The organism is Burkholderia pulmonis, from assembly GCF_984667975.1.
Window position 1 is genome coordinate 1,696,586 of record NZ_OZ480187.1, and the last position, 17,009, is coordinate 1,713,594.

The 17,009-nt window shown below is 68.5% G+C and carries 16 protein-coding genes; 6 read left to right on the top strand and 10 right to left on the bottom strand.

Going from position 1 to position 17,009, the window contains the following annotated elements:
- Positions 1–9: 9 nt before the first annotated feature.
- Entirely contained in the window at positions 10–264 is a 255-nt protein-coding gene (locus tag AC5LXK_RS24350) for a DUF3562 domain-containing protein (protein ID WP_493391250.1), read from the bottom strand.
- Positions 265–813: 549 nt separating this feature from the next.
- On the opposite strand from AC5LXK_RS24350, the gene AC5LXK_RS24355 reads away from it, so the two are divergent.
- Positions 814–1,248, top strand: a complete 435-nt coding sequence (locus AC5LXK_RS24355) for a hypothetical protein (protein ID WP_493391251.1) — start codon at positions 814–816, stop codon at positions 1,246–1,248.
- 544 nt (positions 1,249–1,792) lie between these two features.
- Here the strand turns inward: AC5LXK_RS24355 and AC5LXK_RS24360 are convergent.
- The 5 genes from AC5LXK_RS24360 to AC5LXK_RS24380 form a co-directional block, all read right to left on the bottom strand.
- A complete protein-coding gene (locus AC5LXK_RS24360; protein WP_493391252.1) occupies positions 1,793–2,728 on the bottom strand; it encodes a universal stress protein in 936 nt (311 codons plus the stop codon).
- 212 nt (positions 2,729–2,940) lie between these two features.
- Positions 2,941–4,323 carry an amino acid permease gene (locus AC5LXK_RS24365; protein WP_493391253.1) on the bottom strand — a complete coding sequence of 461 codons (1,383 nt, stop codon included), beginning with the start codon at positions 4,321–4,323 and terminating at the stop codon, positions 2,941–2,943.
- A 441-nt stretch (positions 4,324–4,764) separates the two neighbouring features.
- Complete coding sequence (locus tag AC5LXK_RS24370) at positions 4,765–5,790, bottom strand: DedA family protein/thiosulfate sulfurtransferase GlpE (protein ID WP_493391254.1); 1,026 nt, start codon at positions 5,788–5,790, stop codon at positions 4,765–4,767.
- Positions 5,791–5,974: 184 nt separating this feature from the next.
- On the bottom strand, positions 5,975–6,481 hold the full coding sequence (locus AC5LXK_RS24375; protein WP_493391255.1) for a cupin domain-containing protein: 507 nt from the start codon (positions 6,479–6,481) through the stop codon (positions 5,975–5,977).
- 350 nt (positions 6,482–6,831) lie between these two features.
- Positions 6,832–7,302 carry a universal stress protein gene (locus tag AC5LXK_RS24380; protein ID WP_174992206.1) on the bottom strand — a complete coding sequence of 157 codons (471 nt, stop codon included), beginning with the start codon at positions 7,300–7,302 and terminating at the stop codon, positions 6,832–6,834.
- 320 nt (positions 7,303–7,622) lie between these two features.
- On the opposite strand from AC5LXK_RS24380, the gene AC5LXK_RS24385 reads away from it, so the two are divergent.
- Both AC5LXK_RS24385 and AC5LXK_RS24390 read left to right on the top strand, forming a co-directional pair.
- Positions 7,623–9,737 carry a PAS domain S-box protein gene (locus AC5LXK_RS24385; protein WP_493391256.1) on the top strand — a complete coding sequence of 705 codons (2,115 nt, stop codon included), beginning with the start codon at positions 7,623–7,625 and terminating at the stop codon, positions 9,735–9,737.
- Entirely contained in the window at positions 9,734–10,381 is a 648-nt protein-coding gene (locus tag AC5LXK_RS24390; protein WP_176045354.1) for a response regulator, read from the top strand. The genes AC5LXK_RS24385 and AC5LXK_RS24390 overlap by 4 nt, the downstream gene beginning before the upstream one ends.
- A 39-nt stretch (positions 10,382–10,420) precedes the next feature.
- On the opposite strand, the gene AC5LXK_RS24395 is transcribed toward AC5LXK_RS24390, so the two are convergent.
- A complete protein-coding gene (locus AC5LXK_RS24395) occupies positions 10,421–10,825 on the bottom strand; it encodes a lysozyme inhibitor LprI family protein (protein ID WP_493391257.1) in 405 nt (134 codons plus the stop codon).
- Between the two features lie 325 nt (positions 10,826–11,150).
- Between AC5LXK_RS24395 and AC5LXK_RS24400 the strand changes: the two genes are divergently transcribed.
- The 3 genes from AC5LXK_RS24400 to AC5LXK_RS24410 are packed head-to-tail and all read left to right on the top strand — an operon-like array spanning position 11,151 to position 13,470.
- The gene (locus AC5LXK_RS24400; protein ID WP_493391258.1) at positions 11,151–11,753 is read left to right on the top strand and encodes a DUF1326 domain-containing protein; all 603 of its coding nucleotides are present in this window, start codon (positions 11,151–11,153) and stop codon (positions 11,751–11,753) included.
- A gap of 23 nt (positions 11,754–11,776) precedes the next feature.
- Positions 11,777–12,565: a DUF2182 domain-containing protein gene (locus AC5LXK_RS24405; RefSeq protein WP_493391259.1), complete on the top strand. Its 789-nt coding sequence runs from the start codon at positions 11,777–11,779 to the stop codon at positions 12,563–12,565.
- Positions 12,566–12,573: 8 nt separating this feature from the next.
- On the top strand, positions 12,574–13,470 hold the full coding sequence (locus AC5LXK_RS24410; RefSeq protein ID WP_493391260.1) for a DMT family transporter: 897 nt from the start codon (positions 12,574–12,576) through the stop codon (positions 13,468–13,470).
- 77 nt (positions 13,471–13,547) lie between these two features.
- Here the strand turns inward: AC5LXK_RS24410 and AC5LXK_RS24415 are convergent, their stop codons facing one another.
- The 3 genes from AC5LXK_RS24415 to AC5LXK_RS24425 are packed head-to-tail and all read right to left on the bottom strand — an operon-like array spanning position 13,548 to position 16,974.
- Entirely contained in the window at positions 13,548–14,141 is a 594-nt protein-coding gene (locus AC5LXK_RS24415; protein ID WP_493391261.1) for an SCO family protein, read from the bottom strand.
- A complete protein-coding gene (locus AC5LXK_RS24420) occupies positions 14,138–14,563 on the bottom strand; it encodes a hypothetical protein (protein WP_493394045.1) in 426 nt (141 codons plus the stop codon). The genes AC5LXK_RS24415 and AC5LXK_RS24420 overlap by 4 nt, the downstream gene beginning before the upstream one ends.
- A 26-nt stretch (positions 14,564–14,589) precedes the next feature.
- Positions 14,590–16,974 carry an RICIN domain-containing protein gene (locus AC5LXK_RS24425; RefSeq protein ID WP_493394046.1) on the bottom strand — a complete coding sequence of 795 codons (2,385 nt, stop codon included), beginning with the start codon at positions 16,972–16,974 and terminating at the stop codon, positions 14,590–14,592.
- Positions 16,975–17,009 lie beyond the last annotated feature (35 nt).

The following is a 17,009-nucleotide window of genomic DNA, read 5'->3' on the forward strand; positions in this document are numbered from 1 at the left end:
CATCGCCCTTCACAGACGGTGGCTCGGGCGCGGATCGGCATCCGCCGACGCCGCATCGGGCCGGGTGTCGCGGTCGAAATCGTCCCGCCGGCGCATCCGTTCGCGCAGGTTCCGGATCGCGAACACGTGGATGTAGTCGTGCACGCGCGCACCGGACGACAGCACACGCACTTCGTCGTCGAGCATCGCGCGCAACTGATCCGCGTCGATCGCGCGCTGTTCGGCGGCTTCCTTGAGTGAATCGAGCAAATTGTCCTTGGACATCGACGGACTCCTGACGGTCGAGGAACGAAAAAGATGACGGTACCGGAAGCTTAAAGACTGGTCGGCCGCGCGGCGTGCGATGCGCCGGCGCGTGTTTGCGCGCGATCAACGACACGTTGCGTGCCGCCTTGCCGATCCGTCCCCGAACCGGCCGCGCATGATTCGCGGCGCAAACTGCCCGCGAACGTGACTGGAGGCCCTGCCGCGCCACCCCGGCGGCGCGGCACCGGCGGCGGGCGGCAGATGGCCTGCCGGGCGTCGTCGATGCAGTCGGGAACTTAGACCGGCCGAAATCATGCGTCAAGCGACGCCCGTCGCGCGCCGCTCATTCGTCGGAACGAATGCACCGGGCCGGCCGGTCTGCCGCCGCGCGTGTCAGCGGATTCCGATACGCACCGCGCATTTTCCTGACAGCGACTTCAGCGCGCGCCGCTTGGCAGCGCGTCGCCGCCACACGATACTGATCACATGAACGAGAAGTTCATACCGGGACATCGCTCAGCCGGCCACCGAGCCGGCACGCGGGATCTCTGGCGCAGGAGACCAACCATGACACATCGCAACCTCTCCGGCCGGGACGGCCAGCGGCGCGCGTCGGGCAACGCGCGCGCCCTGCCCGCCCGGACCGGGTCGGCCGGCAACCGCCCGCCCGACGATCTCGACACCTTGCTCGCGCTCGCACGCGAGGCCGGGTTGCTCGTCACGCTCGACGGGCAAATCGGCCGCGAAAAGTACCAGAGCGTCGCGGGGTCGGTCCTCGCATTGCAGCGGTTCGCGGCGGCACTCCGCGCGCGAAACGCTGCCGACGCGCCGGACGTGTCGGAGCCGCGCCGCAAGGCGCGTCCCGGCTGGCCGCATGCGAACCGTCTGCGCAGCCGCACGTGCAACGCATGCGCGCCGCTCCATGTCGTGCGCCCGCGTTCGCGGGTACGGCGCGGCGCGGGCCGGCGACACGACCTCCGGTCGATTCTTCGACCACTCTGAACGCGCAGGCAGCCATCGCGCGGCACGGGGGCCGTACGATGGCCGCGCGCGCCGAGACACTGCCGCCATGCACGGCCGCTGCCGTGCGCATGCGCACCGGCACGCATGCGTGCACCCTCTCCGCGGTTCGTATCGAAACGACCGCGCGTCATGACGCGCCGCGCGACGCGGCCGCATTCAAGAAATCATTCCTGCGGGGAAGTCAATTCGACGGGGCCAGCCAGGCGGAAAGCGGACGGGGTGACTTGCACCCCGCCCGTCCTCCAAGGCAGCCTGTCGGCTGCCTACCCTCGTGCCAGAGAGTTCCCGGTCGGATGACACGCCGGAAGAACACACGGCGCGGCTCCTGAATTTGATGTGACGGCGGCGAATGCGGCAGTGTTCGCCGCCCGCCTGCATGCGCGGTTGTCGCCTTGCATGCACGACAGACCATTCGCGTCGCCGGATGTTCCCTCACTGTCTCACGCGATGCGCATGGCGTTTCTGATGCAGGTCAATCGAAACCCGCTTCGATCGCAACCACGCGCGATTCACGACGCGTTATTCACTCGGCGCCGCGCACGAGCAGCACGGGCACCTGCGCGAGGTGCGCCACGCGTCGCGCGACGCTGCCGATCAGCCAGGCCGCGATGCCGCGCCGGCCATGCGTGCCGACCACCAGCAGCTCCGCACGCCAGTGCATGGCATCGCGCATCAGCGTATGGGCCACGTCGTCGCTGGTCGGACGCGTTTCGACGACGCCGCGCTTGGTCGGATTCCCGGTCGCATGGAACAGCGGGCCGACCTTCGCGAGCGCATCCTCGCCCTCCGCGCGGTACGCATCCTCGAGCGCGCGCACCGGCACGACATCGGTCAGACGAACCGCGCGATCGATCACGTACGCCGCATACAGCAGCGTCGTCGGCGCGGCGAAGCCGAGCCCGACGCGCACCGCGTGCAGCGACGGCTCGCTGCCGTCGACCGCGAACATCAGCCGCTGCAGCGTCCCGTCCGACGGCCGTGCATAGACGGCCGGCACGATCAGCAGCGCGCAGCGCGCGCGTTTCGTCAGCGTGTCCGACATCGCGCCTTCGACGAGCCGCAGCAGCCCGTGATGCGGATTCGCCCCGACCGCCAGCACGTCCGCGTGCCACGTCGACGTGTCGTTCACCAGCGCGTCGGCAACCGTGCCGCCCGTGACCGACGTATCGACGATGGCCTGCTCGATCTCGATGCCGCTGTCGCCGAACAGCGCCGCGATACGCTCGCAGGTCGCCTGCGCTTCGCGCATCATGTCCTCGCGTGCGGACGTCAGCAGCGCATCGATACGCGGAATGTCGGGCAGGACCAGACGCGGGTTGTCGATCGCGCAGACGATGCGCAATCGCATGCCGGGGCGCAGCAGCGTGCGCACGTAGCGCGCGGCGGACAGGGATTCGGGCGTCGGATCGACGGCCAGCGCGATCCGCGCGAGCGTCGGGATGGACTGGGCAGGCTGCATGGCGAAGGCCTCCGTGCGTACGCGTCGTCGCCGGACGACGACGGGAGCTTCGCGCGGAAGCGGCGCGCGGCGGCCAGACAGCCACCGCGGTCGCAGGGATCGGCGGGGTGCCACGCGAAGCGCGGACAAGCGATGCGTTCGTTCAGCATAGGTCGTCCGGCCCGCGCGTGCATGATCGCGATCAACGACCGCACGGCCCCTGCCCGTCCCGCTTACGACTTCGTCGACACCGATGCGGCCGGACGGTTCGCATAGAACAACGCGTACGCGATGCCGAGCAGCACGATCCACACCGGCCCGATCACCAGCGCGACGCGCGTATCGGGCGTGAACGCCATCAGCACGACGACCAGCGCGAGAAAGCCGAGCGCGACGAACGAACCGAGCGGATAGAACGGCACGCGGATCGGCAGGCGCGCGACCTGGTCGGCCGACAGCGTGCGGCGAAAGCGCATCTGCGCGATCAGGATCACGCACCACGTCCAGATCGCACCGAACGTCGACACCGACGTGAGCCACGTGAACACGTGCTGCGGCGCGAGATAGTTGAGCAGCACGCCGATCAGCAGCAGCGCGACCGACACGATCACGCCGTACACGGGCACGCCGTTGCGGTTCACGCGACCGAGTTTGGCCGGCGCCTGGCCCTGCTGCGCGAGGTTGTAGAGCATCCGCGCGGTGCTGAACAGGCCGCTGTTGCACGACGACAGCGCCGCGGTCAGCACGACGAAGTTGATGATGCCGGCGGCGGCCGGAATGCCGAGCCGCGAGAACGTCATCACGAACGGGCTGCCCTGCGTGCCGATCTGGTCCCACGGATAGAGCGACATGATCACGAACAGCGCGCCGATGTAGAAAATCAGCACGCGCCAGAACACCGAGTTCACGGCCTTCGTCAGCGACTTTTCCGGGTTGCGCGCTTCGCCGGCCGTGAGGCCGAGCATCTCGACGCCGAGATACGCGAACATCACGATCGGCAGCGCGGCGATCACGCCGTTGATCCCGTTCGGCGCGAAGCCGCCGTGCGACCACAGATTCGAGATGCCGGTCGCGACACCGCCGTTGCCGATGCCGAACGCGATCATCAGCCCGCCGCCGATGATCATCAGCACGATCGTGACGATCTTGATCAGCGCGAACCAGAACTCGAATTCACCGTACAGCTTGACCGCGATGAAGTTCACCGAGCCCATCGCGGTGAGCGCCGCGAGCGCCCAGATCCAGTTCGGTACGCCGGGAATCCACATGTGCATGTAGACGCCGACCGCCGTGATTTCCGCCATGCAGGTGACGATCCACACGAACCAGTAGGTCCAGCCGGTCAGGTAGCCGGCGAGCGGGCCGAGGTAATCGCGCGCATAGCGGCTGAATGCGCCGGCGACCGGATTGGTGATCGCCATCTCGCCGAGCGCACGCATGATCAGGAAGATCGCGATGCCGCCCAGCAGGTAGGTCAGCAGAATGGCCGGGCCGGCCGTGCGGATCGCGGTGGCAGAACCGAGGAACAGGCCGACGCCGATCGTCGCGCCAAGCGCCATCAGGTTGATGTGCCGTTCCTCCAGCCCGCGGTGCAACTGGTCTTCTGGTTGTTTCAAGTCCGTCTCCTGGCAGCCGCGCGCGGGCCGCCGTCATTGTGTCGATGTCAATGCGCGACCGTTCATGCCGATTTCGGTTGTCGAAAACGAAATAATCCCCGCTGTCGATTTCCGAATGGGAAACGACATGGATATTGCGTCAATCCGATGGGAATCGCCGCGGATTATCCGCACATTCCGGAACAATCCGGAAAACGGATCGGGCCTTTCACGGAATACGCCCGAGCGGCCCGTGCGACGCGGCTGTGCGCGTGGCGAGCGGCAACGGGATCAATCGCTTTCGGCGTGAACGATCACGCGTCGAAGGTGCGCAATCAAGCGCACGCATTATGCAGGCGGGATTATAGGGAGGATCAGACAATTCACGCCAGCCGATTTTCGTAAAAATCGCGGCGCTTGAAATTCGCGGCCCAATTCGAATGCGCGCGACGCCGCGCGCATTTATTTCGACAGCGTCGCGCGCACCGTATATTCGCCTTCGACTGCGCCGTGTTCAGGACGTACGAAATAGCGAGATGCATCGAGATCGGCCGGCAGCGGCTCGACCGGGAAGCCGTGCTTTTCCCACGCATCGAGACCGCCCTTCAGCGCACGGATGTTGTGGATCATCTTCTTGCGCTGCATCTTCGCGATCAGGCGCTTCGCCGTGGCCTCGTTAGGGCACACGCAGTAGACGACAATCGGCCGTTTCAGCATTTCCGGGTCGAGCAGGTCCGGCGAATCGAGATCGACCGGCACCGCGCCGGCAATCCGGTACGGCTCGCGCTCGCGGATCGCTTTCGGCCGCGCGTCGAAGATCAGCGGCGGTTCGTCCGACGTCATCATCTCGACGAGCTGCGGCGGCGAGATGCGCACCTGCGCGAGATAGCGGCGGAACTGCACGCGGCGTACCCAGCGGTACAGCAGGAACGTGATGAAGATCGCGAGGAACGCGTCGAGGATCGTGCCGCCGCTCGCGCGTACCCACAGCACGAACTGGACGATCTGGTCGTGAATCGCGGCACCGCCGATCAGCCAGAACGCGGCCCACAGCGACGCGCCGGCCAGATCCCAGAACAGGAACACGCCGATGCCGATCGCGGTCGTGCCGAGCAGCGGCGCCGACACGAGCCCGAGGCCCGGCAGGAATTTCGACAGCACGAGCAGCGGCGCGCCGTACCTTTCGAATACGTTACGGGCGAAGCGCAGCGTCGTGTCGAGCGACAGCGAGAAGCGCACGAGCCCGTTCAGCAGGCGCCGGCCGCGCGTGCGGCCCATGAAGAACCACAGCGAATCGGCGAGCATCGTCGCGCCGATCGCCGCCGCGAACATGCTGACCCACGACGCCTGCCCCATTGCCGCCATCGTGCCGCCGAGAATCAGCATCGGCACGGCCGGCACCGGCACGCCGAGTTGCGTGATCAACACGCTGGCGAACACGGCCCACGGGCCGAGCGACGATGGAATTGCAATCGGAAAGTGCCACACGGCGGCGCTCCTGGAAGACATGCGGGCCGAGCGACGGGGCCGTCGGTACGGCTGCGCATCGGCCGCCGCGGTATGCCGCGATCGACCGGTGCATCACGCGCATTCTAAACGGGTTTGGCCGCGGTCGCGCGGAACACCGGCCCTCGGCACGGGCATTGCGCCGAGGGTGACACGACCGTGACAGTCACACGTCCGTGCGATGCGCGAGCCGGGCGACGTGTTCCGCGTAAGCGGGAAACGCGGCGGCCAGCGCGGCGGCATCGGCGAGCTCGAATTCCGCGAACTCGAACCCCGGCGCAACCGTGCAGCCGACGAGCGAGACGTGCTCCGGCGACGCGCAGCGCGCGCCGAACCAGCTGCCGGCCGGCACGACCGCCTGGAACACGGTGCCCGGATGCGTGAGCGGGTTGCCGAGCCGGTGGATCGTCAGCCCGTCGCGCGCGTCGAGCACCCACACTTCGATCGGGTCGCCCGCATAGAAATGCCAGACCTCGTCGGAACGGATCCGGTGCCACGACGAATAGGCACCGTCGCACAGCAGGTAGTAGATCGCGGTCGACGCGGCACGGGGCGCACCGTCGGCCGGACGCACGACCGAGTCGGTCGCACGGTAGGTTTCGCGGAAATAGCCGCCTTCGGGATGCGGCTGCAGGTCGAACTGGCGAATCAGGTCGGTGGCGGAAATCGGCATGGCGGATGACGTCGGTAAGGTAGGAAACCGGCATCCGGCGACCGGCCGGGTTCATCACCCATGCGACCGGTTCCAGCCGGATGCCCCTGCGTCGATCGCCGCGGCCATGCGCGCGGCGAACAAGCGAACACCGGTCGATGCTGCCAGAACTGCGTGTCGGGATGCAACCGTGTGCGTGCAATCGCGACCATGCAGGTACGTTCGGGGCACCCTTTTCCAGCTGGCTGCGACTGCAGCGACAGGCGTGCTTGCGCGCGATGCGCCGATCAGCGCATCGCGCGTGTGATCCGGCAGACTTCCGGCGGATGCAGCGCGGCGCCCGCGGATGCGGTTGCGCCGCATCGCGGGCGCTACGCCGCCGCCGTCGCGCCCGGTTCGCCGTGCCGCACCAGCAGCACCGGCCGGTCGGCCGCACGCAGCAGCGATTCCGCGACACTGCCGAGCAACAGCCTGCGCAGGCCGTGCCGACCGCTCGTGCCCATCACGATCAGGTCGGCGTCGGCTTCGGCCGCCGTGCGCATCAGTACCGTCGCGATGTCCTCGCCGTATGCGTCGAGCGCGCGCACGGTGCCCTGCACGTGCTGCTGCGCGAGTACCGCTTTCGCGTCGTCGAGCACCGGCGTCGCGGCATCGGTCGCGGCCGCATCGCCGTCGCGCTCGGCCGCGAAACCCGCGTCGACATCGACGAGTTGCGGCCGATGCTCGACGACATACGCGCAGGTCACTTCACCGCCGGACGCCGCCGCGATCCGGATCGCCTCGTTCAGCGCGAGACGCGCGCTCGGGCTACCGTCGAGCCCGACGAAAATCCGCTTGTACATGGTCCGTCCCTCCGACCGGGCACGCGTCGCGCACTGCGCAACGGCGGCCCGTCACCGCGAGCCGGCCCGGTGCCGGCTCGCCTGCCGAACAGTCTGCCCCACGTGCCGACGCGCCCGTTGACGCGCGTCAAGCGCGGCCCGCGCGCCCGTTGCTACGCGCCGTTTGCCGCAATTTCAGCTGACCCCATTACAAAAAACGTGTAAAACGCGCACAATTTCATCTTGAAAATAGTCGTTGCACGCAGCCGGTGCGAGTTTTCCCCGGTTTTGCCGTGCTGCCCGAGTGCCCCGGGCAGCCCGAACTACAGAATGGCCATCGAATGACCGCCAGTGGAACCCCGACGCGTGACGCCCGAGGGCCCACGCACCTTCAGACCATGTTACGCCAGCCGCTCGCGGCCGGCGTCGTTGCGCTGTGCGCCGGCGCGGTGCTGTCGCTCGGCGTCGCGCTGCTGGTGCGCGAGCAGTGGCAAGCCGCCGTTCATACGCGTTTCGAACGCCGCACGACGCACGTGACCGCGATGCTGCGCCACGAGTTGCAGACCGGCGTCGCCGTGCTCGAAGGCGCGCGCGGCGCGTTCGGTCTCGTCCCGGACATGACGCCCGAGCAATGGCGCCGCTATGCCGAAACGCTCGATCTCGACAGCGCCCGCTCGCCGGTCCGGCAGATCGGCTATGCCCCGCTGACGCCCGCCGCACGCAGCGCCCTCGCCGGCGCCAGACCGCTGCCGCCCGGCCCGCTCGCGGCCGCGACGCTCAGTGCCCCCGCGTCGAATTCGCCGGTCGTGCGCTTCGGCGCGTCCGATGCCGCGCCGCTCGCGCGCGCGCTGCAGACCGGCGACATCGCGCTCGGCGTGCACCCGGCCGACGACGATACGTCCCGCGACGCCCGCACGCTGACGCTGTTCCTGCCCGCGACGTCCTCGCCGCTGGCAGCCGCCCGACCGTCTGGCCCGCGCGACGCCCGCGCCGATGGCCTGCTGTTCGCGGCGCTGAGTCCGCGGCGGCTGGTCGAGCGCGCGCTCGACGCGGAACGCGGGATCGACCTGTGGATGACCGCCGGCGGCGATCCGCGCGCGATTGCCAGCGTCGAGACGACGACCGACGAAGCCTCTGCGTCGCCCGACCTGATGCGACGCACCGACGAGCTGAATTTCGGCGGCACCGTGCTGACGCTCGCCTATTCCGCCGACGGCCGGCCGGGCTCGACCGGCGCGCAGCGCGCGGCCGGCACGGTGCTCACGGCCGGGCTGATCGCGTCGTTCGCGTTCGCGGCCCTCGTCCATGCCCTGCTGCGCGGCCGCGCCGGCGCCGCGGTCGATGCCGGCGCCAGCAGCCGCGGCATCCTCAACGAGGCGCGGATGATGGGCATCATCCGTTCGTCGATGGAAGCGATCATCACGATCGACGAGAAGCAGACGGTCGTGATCTTCAATCCGATGGCCGAGCAGGTGTTCGGCGTATCCGCGATGGAAGCGATCGGCGCGCCGCTGTCGCGCTTCATCCCCGAGCGGTTCCGCGCCGCGCACGCGAAGCACGTCGACCAGTTCGGCGTGACGGGCGTGTCCGAGCGGCAGATGGGCCGCCAGCGCGTGCTGTTCGGGCTGCGCGCGAACGGCGAGGAGTTTCCGATCGAGGCATCGATCTCGCAGATCCGCGACGCGTCGGGCAAGCTCTATACGGTGATGCTGCGCGACATCACGGAGCGGCTGCGTGCCGAGAACGCGCTGAAGCAGTCGCGCGAGGAGCTGCGCGAACTGTCGGCGAACCTGCAGAACGTGCGCGAAGAGGAAAAGACGCGCATCGCACGCGAATTGCACGACGATCTCGGGCAGCAGCTCACCGCACTGAAGATGGACCTGTCGGTCGTCGAGCAGCAATTGCGCACGCCCGGCCGCACGCAGCCCGACGCAGGCGTGCAGTCGCACCTGCAGGGCATGCGGCGGCTGATCGACGCGACGGTCGCATCGGTGCGGCGCATCGCGGCCGACCTGCGGCCGGTGATGCTCGACGATCTCGGCCTCGTGCCCGCGATCGAATGGCTCGCGAACGATTTCACGAACCGCTACGGAATCGATGTCGAACGCCACATCGAAACCAACGGCCTGTCGTTCACCAGTGCGGGGGCGACCACGCTGTTCCGCATCGTCCAGGAAGCGCTGACGAACGTCGCGCGCCATGCGGATGCGACGCGCGTGGCGCTGCGGCTCGACATCGAGGAAGGTTTTTGCGTGCTGCGCGTCGCGGACAACGGCCGCGGCGCGGCGCCCGGCGGTCCGGCCCACGAGGACAAATCGTTCGGCCTGATCGGCATTCGCGAACGCGCACACATGCTGGGCGGCAACGTGACCATCGATACCGCGCTCGCGCGCGGCTTTTCGATTACCGTCTCGTTTCCGCTCAGCACCGTTCAACAGGAAACGCTCATCACATGATCAAGGTGCTCATCGCCGACGACCATACGCTCGTACGCGACGGTCTGCGGCACATCCTCCAGAACGCCACCGGATTCGAGGTGGCCGGCGAAGCCTGCGACGGCCCGTCGACGATCGCGCTCGTGCGCTCGACGCCCGCCCAGGTGCTCGTGCTCGACCTGTCGATGCCGGGCCGCAACGGCGTCGAACTGATCAAGCAGATCAAGGACGAAAAGCCGGCGCTGCGCGTGCTCGTGCTGACGATGCACGCGGAACAGCAATACGCGGTGCGTGCGTTCCGCGCAGGCGCGTCCGGCTATCTGACGAAGGAAAGCGCGAGCGCCGAGCTGGTCGGCGCGGTCACGAAGGTCGCATCGGGCGGCGTCTACGTGAGCCTCGCGATGGCCGAACAGTTCGCGCAGAGCCTGAACGAGCCGGCCGAAACGCTGCCGCACCAGCGGCTGTCCGACCGCGAATTCGACGTGTTCCGGCGGATCGCCGCCGGCCAGACGCTGACCGAGATCGCGAATGCGCTGTGCGTGAGCGCGAAGACGGTCAGCACCTACAAGACACGGATCCTGGAAAAGATGCAGATGCCGCACGAAGCGGCACTCGTGCGCTACGCGATGCGGCACAAGCTGCTCGACGAAACGGACGACGTCTAGCCGGCGTATCGCGGGCCCGGCCGGGCCCGCGCACGCTCTTTACTTCGCGGGCACCGGGCACGCGAGGTCGCCTTCCTCACACGAAAGATAGCCCTTCAGCGTTTCGGTGCGCGCTTTCGTCAGATCGTCGAGACAGGTCGATACGACCATCGGGTACGCACTGCCGCCCTCGGCATTCGCGCTCGAGAAATTGCATTCGGCATCGCGGTACGCAATCCACGCACGCTGCGCATTCACGAGCTTGTCGGCGAGCGGCCGCGCCTCGTGCAGGCGCGCGGTGACGGCCTGGTAGGTCCGGTTCAACTCCCCGTCGGATTTCTTGTACGCACGATCGGCGCAGGCCGTCATCGTCGCCTGATCCGTCGCGTCCGCACAATTCGCCTGCGCATGGGCGAGGTTCGCCGCGAGCGCCAGCAAGCACAGCAGACCGGTCGAGACACGCATGGATGCTCCTTGTTGTTCGTTGAAGTATGGAACCCGGTGCCGGGCCGGCAGCGCTGCCGCGCCTCGGTGCGCGGCAGCACCGTCCGCGATGCTAGCGCACGCGCGAACGGTTGTCAGCCAGCGCCTTGCATATCGGTTCCGCACGCCTAAACTGGAAAATCGATACGCCGTTTCAGGCCGCGCTATCGCACCCATCCCGTCTTCGCTTCCATCGCATTCCTCAGCGCATTTCGCGTTCGCGACGTCGAACGGGCGTGACGTTTCGTCAGCCGGTTTCCTCCGCCCAGCACAACGCGCAAGCGCCGTCGCTCACCTGGAGGAAATCATGAGCTATCACCTGGAAGGCCGTCTGCTCGAGGTCTGCAACTGTCGCGTACTGTGCCCGTGCTGGATCGGCGAGGATCCGGATTTCGGCGTCTGCGACACCATCGTCGCGTGGCATGTCGACAAGGGCACCATCGACGGCGTCGACGTCGGCGGCAACACGATCGCCGCGGTGTGCCGCGTGCCGGGCAACATCCTGCAAGGCAACTGGACGGCCGCGATCTATGTCAGCGACTCCGCCTCCGAGGCGCAGGAACAGGCGCTCCTGAAAGTCTATACAGGCCAGGCCGGCGGCCCGATCGCCGAGCTCGCGAAACTGATCGGCAAGGTCGTGTCGGTCGAACGCGCGCCCATCACGTTCGATGTCGTCGGCGCCCGCGGCACGCTGTCGATCGGCACCGACTACCACGCGGAACTCGAACCGTATCTCGGCCCGAGCGGCGCGCAGACCACACTGACCGACACCGTGTTCTCGACGGTGCCCGGCGCCCCCGTATTCGTCGGCAAGGCGCCCGTCTACCGGTCGAAGAACGCGGCGATCGGCATCGACGTCGATCTGAAGAATCACAACGCGCTGCAGAGCACGTTCCTGTTCGACGCATGAATCGCGATCGCACGTAAACGATCATGGCCGCGCGGCTGCACCGGCGCCTGTTTCCGGTCGTGCTCGCGAGTCTCGTCGGGTTCGCGTGGGTCACGCTGTGGGCGTGGACGCGCAGCCCGTACGGGCGTTACCTCGCGCATGGCGACGACACGTCGTCCGTGCCGTTCGGCACGCTGTGCCGCGCGCTGCCGGGCGGTGCGCTGTGGCTGCCGGCCGCGTTCGACGCGGCGGCCTGGACGCTGATGATCCTCGCGATGATGCTGCCGACGACGCTGTCGCTGTTCGACGCGTTCGCGCGCGTCGTGTCGGGTCGCCCCGACCGCGGGTGGCTGCTCGCACTCGTCGGCCTCGGCTACGTGGCCGCATGGAGCGGCTTCGGCCTCGTCGCCCACGGCCTGCACACGCTGCTGCTGACGGGCGTCGCGCGCGTGCCGGCGCTGGCGTGGCGCGGCTGGCTGATCGGCGCGGCCGTATTCGCACTCGCCGGCGCGTTTCAGTTCAGCGGGTTGAAGGCGCGCTGTCTCGACCGGTGCCGCACGCCGCTCGGTTTCGTGATCGGCCGATGGCGCGGCCGCACGCCGTTGCGGCACGCGTTTGCGCTGGGTGCGAGTCACGGGCTCTTCTGCGTCGGGTGCTGCTGGGCGCTGATGCTGCTGATGTTCGTCGTCGGCGCCGGCAGCCTCGGCTGGATGCTGGCGCTTGCCGCGCTGATGGCCATCGAGAAGAACGCCGTGTGGGGGCGGCAACTCACCGCGCCGCTCGGCGTCGCGCTGTTCGGTGCGGCGGTGCTGATCGTCGCCGGCCACGTGTGAGGCCCCCGATGCGCCCGCCCGCCTTCGCATTCGCGTTGCATATGCGGCCCGGCGTACGCGTCGTCGCGCTGACGTCGGTCGCGATGCTCGCCTTCGCGTCGAATTCGCTGCTGTGCCGGCTCGCGCTGCAGGCCGGACGCATCGACGCGGCCAGTTTCGGCAGCGTGCGCCTCGTGTCGGGCGCGCTGATGCTCGCGATCGTCGCGCGCGCGGGTGCACGGCGGCCCGCTCCGCCTGCGGACTGGCCTGCGGCGACGATGCTGTTCGCGTATGTCGCGTGCTTCTCGTTCGCGTACCTGACCGTCAGCGCCGCCACCGGCGCGTTGATCCTGTTCGGCGCGGTGCAACTGACGATGTTCGCGGCAGGATGGCGTGCCGGCGAACGGTTCGCTCCCCTGGGCTGGGCCGGATTTGGCGCGGCGCTGGCCGGGCTGCTGTATCTCGTCTCGCCGGGGCTGGCCGCGCCGACTCCGAGCGGCGCCGCGCTGATGACGGTCGCCGGTATTGCGTGGGGCATCTATTCGATACGCGGCCGTCGGACAACCGATCCTGTCGCGGCGACTGCCGGCAATTTCACGCGGGCCGCGCCGCTGGCGCTCGCATTGAGCGTCGTGCTCGCCGCCCGCATTCACCTGACGCCGGCCGGCGTCTTGCTCGCCGTGCTGTCCGGCGCACTGACTTCCGGGATCGGCTACGTGATCTGGTACGCCGCCTTGCGGTACCTGACCGCGATGCGCGCCGCGGCGGTCCAGCTGTCGGTGCCGCCGATCGCCGCGTTCGGCGCCGTGCTGTTATTGTCGGAACAGCCGACCTGGCGGCTCGCGCTCGCGTCGGCCGCGATCCTCGGCGGCGTCGCCGCCGTGCTCGCGAGCCGGGCCCGCCGGGCGGGCGTCACGCCGCCGTGACGCGAATCGGCCGCCGTACTGCGGCCGCCCTGTCCGCGATGCCAGCGCGCGCGGCGGATTGTCAGCCGGCGCATCGTTCATGCGCGCCGCAGGATGTCCGCGACCGATTCGGCCGACGGCAATTCGTAGGTCCGCCAGATCAGCATGCCGCGCCGGTCGATCACCTGGACCTGGGTACTGTGATTGTCCAGTCCCGTGAGCCCCCCGCCGAACAGCGCCTGCAATGCGTCGACATCCCGCAACTCCGGTGCGGCCGCGATCCAGCCCGGCCGCGCGTGGAAGCGCGCGAGCCACGCACGCATCCGCGCGGGCGTGTCCTCGAGCGGGCTGATGCTGAGCGACAGCAGTTGCACGTCGCCCTGCCTGCTCGAACCGAGCAACCCTTGCACGCGCTGGAACACGGCGCCCTGGATCGGACAGGTCGACGAGCAGCCGGTGAAGAACAGCTGCAATGCAGTCACCCGGCCGTTCAGCAAAGCGTGCAAGCGGGTCGTGCGGCCGTCTGCGGTGCGCACCGGCACGTCCGGCACCGGTACCGACGGCGTGACACGCCCGCCGTGATAGCCGACGATCGGCACGGCGCACGCCGAGCCGGGCCGCAGCGCCGCCAGTGCGAGCGTCGCGGCCAGCCACGTGCGCCGTTGCCGGGCGCGCTCGTCGAGTGTGCTCACGTCACGCCTCCATTCAGATATCGCCACAACGCGGTGCAGTCGCGCTCGTTGAGCGTGTAGCGCGGCATCGCGACGTTGATGAGGACATAGGCCGGATCGAGCCCGGTGCGCAGCAGCGCGCAGAAGGCGTCGCGATCGTAGCGCGTCGGCGGGCCGCCCCGCCGGCCGCGCAGCGCGGTCAGCCCGTCGGGCGTGAGACGCGGCGCAAGCGAGTTAGGCACGGCCGGCCCTGCACCCGCCGCATGACAGTTCGCGCAGCGCACCACCTGCGGCGGCAGGCCGTCCGGATGCGTCGACAGCCGCCCTTGCAGCGGCGCCGCGCCGCCGAAAAGCGCGCGGCCGCGTGTGACATCGTCCGCCGCGGCAGCGCGCCCGCCGGACATGGCCGTGACGATGCCGGCGGCCGCCAGGCAAGCCGCGATGCGCCACCCGAATCGCGACGGGGGCGTCACGAGATCTGCAGCGACGTCGATACGCTCGGCACGCCGTTCGCATCGAGTGCGAACAGCATGTAATAGCCGGGCAGCACGACGCCGGCGTCCGACGGGATCGCGAGCCGGTACGACGTTCCGGTCACTGCCGCAATCGACAGCGGAATGCGGCGCTGATCGTTGTTCGTCGTATGCGTCACCGACGACAGGCGCATCAGCACGAACGACGCGACCGGGCCGCGCGTCGCGACATCGATCGACGCGCCGCGAGTCGCCGCCGCAGGCGCGCTCGCGATCGCGGGCCGCGCGGCCGGCGAGCCGTCCGCATTGAGCAGGTAGGGCGGCGTGAGGATTTCGGCGTTCAGGTGATTGGTCGCGCAGCCGCTGCCGCACTGCCCTCCGCCGCCTGCGAACACACGGCCGTCCGGCAGCAGAATCGCGGTGCTGTGATAGGTGCGCGGCGTCTGCATCGGCTTCAGCAGGTTGAAGCGCCGGGTCTTCGGGCTCCAGATCTCCGGCACCATGATCGCCGTGGTGTCGGTGAAGGGCATCGGCAAGCTCTGCCCGCCGATCATCACGATGCTGCCGTCGGGCAGGATCACGCTGTTCGCGAACGCGCGCTGGTAGGTCATCCCGTTCAGCCGTTGCACCGCCACCGGCTGGTTCGGCCCGCGCGTGATGTCGATCTCGTAGACTGCGTTCGACGCATAAGTCGACGCGCTGCCGTTCTGCTGGTACGACTTCGCGCCGCCAGCCTTCAGGATCTTGCCGATGTCGTACAACGACGCGGTGCCGTTGATGCTGTACGGGTCGGTCCCGCGCGTGCCGGCGGACTGGATTGCGCCGCTGCCGGTGGTCGAGATCCAGTTCATCTGCGCACTCGGGCCGGCGTGGAACACGCTGCCGTTGCCCTGCGCAAACAGCCACAGGTGGTTGTCGCCCCGGTAGATGCCCTGCGGATCCGGGCCAACGATGCTGGTTTCCGGTACGCCGGGCAACACCGTCCAGCTGCCGCCGTTCCAGATCTCCGCGCTCTTGCCGCCCTGGCCACCGCTCCACGAGCCGCCGAGCGTCAGCACCGAGCCATTCGACAGCAGCGTGTCGCCCTGATAGCCGCGCGGAATGTTCATCGTCGCCGACGCACTCCACGTGTTGCTGTTCCAGTCGTACAGCGTCGTCTTCGGGCTGCTGTCGCCGCCGTTGACGAGCAACCTGCCGTCGGACAGCATCGCGGTGCCCGGGCAGAACATGTCCGAGCCTGCGGATGTCTCCAGGAACTGCGTCGCCCGGTTCGTCGCCGGATCGAACAGCGCGGTCTGCGTCTGCGTAGCCTTGTTGCCGACGTCATTCTGGAAGCTGAACGTCTGGTCCGCCGACCACATCACGAGCTTGCCGTTCGGCACGTTCGCAATCCCGATCGGATTGACCGGCAACGGAATGACGGCGCTCCACGCGGACGGCAGCGTGACCGGGAAACTTTGCGGCAAGCCAAGCGTGAACTGGTCGTTCAGCGCACCGGCACCCTGACACGGGTACTGGATCAGCGCGGCGCCGTCCGACAGCGCACCGCCGCTCACGTTAAGGCACATACCGCTCGCCACCGACATGAGCCGGTAGTACGAGCCCGACGCGGCTACGATGGTCCACTGGTCGTTCGTCTGGGCGTCGCCCTGGCACGGATACTGGATCACCGGCGTCCCGCTCCCGCCGACGCCGCCCGCCACGTTCAGGCATTGCCCGGTGCGCTGGGACACGACGTGGTAGCCGCTGCCGGCCGGCAGCAACGACCACCCCGCATTGCTCTGGGTCGAGCACGCGCCTTGCACGATCGCCGCGCCCGCCCCGGTCGAGTTGCCGCTGGCCGTCAGGCAACGGCCGCTGCCCGCGGACACGATGTTGGAGAATGCGGCGACGGGTAGATACAGGTTGAACTGATCGTTCAGCGCGCTGGCGCCCTGGCACGGATACTGGATCAACTGCGCGCCCGATGCGCGCGAGCCGCCATTGACGTTCACGCACATGCCGCTCGAGACCGACACGATCCGGTAGCTGGCTCCGACGGCCGTGATGGTCCATTGGTCGTTGGTCAGGCTGTCGCCCTGACACGGATACTGGATAAGCGGCGTGCCGCTCGTGCGCGAGTCGCCCGGCACGTTCAGGCACAGGCCGCTGCCTTGCAACACGATGTGATAGTTCGCGCCAACCGGCACGAACGACCATGTGGTGTTGCCTTGTCCCGCACACGAGACCTGCACGACACCCGCGCCGGATGCGCCCGAGTTGCCCGCGATCGCGACGCACTGCCCGCTGTCTGCCGACACGAGGTCCGAATAGGCGGCCGTGACTGCCGCTGCGGCGCTCGATGGCAACCATGCCGCGAAAAACGACACGCATACCCACAAGAACGCCTGTTTCCAGGCAAGCCCAGACACTCGCA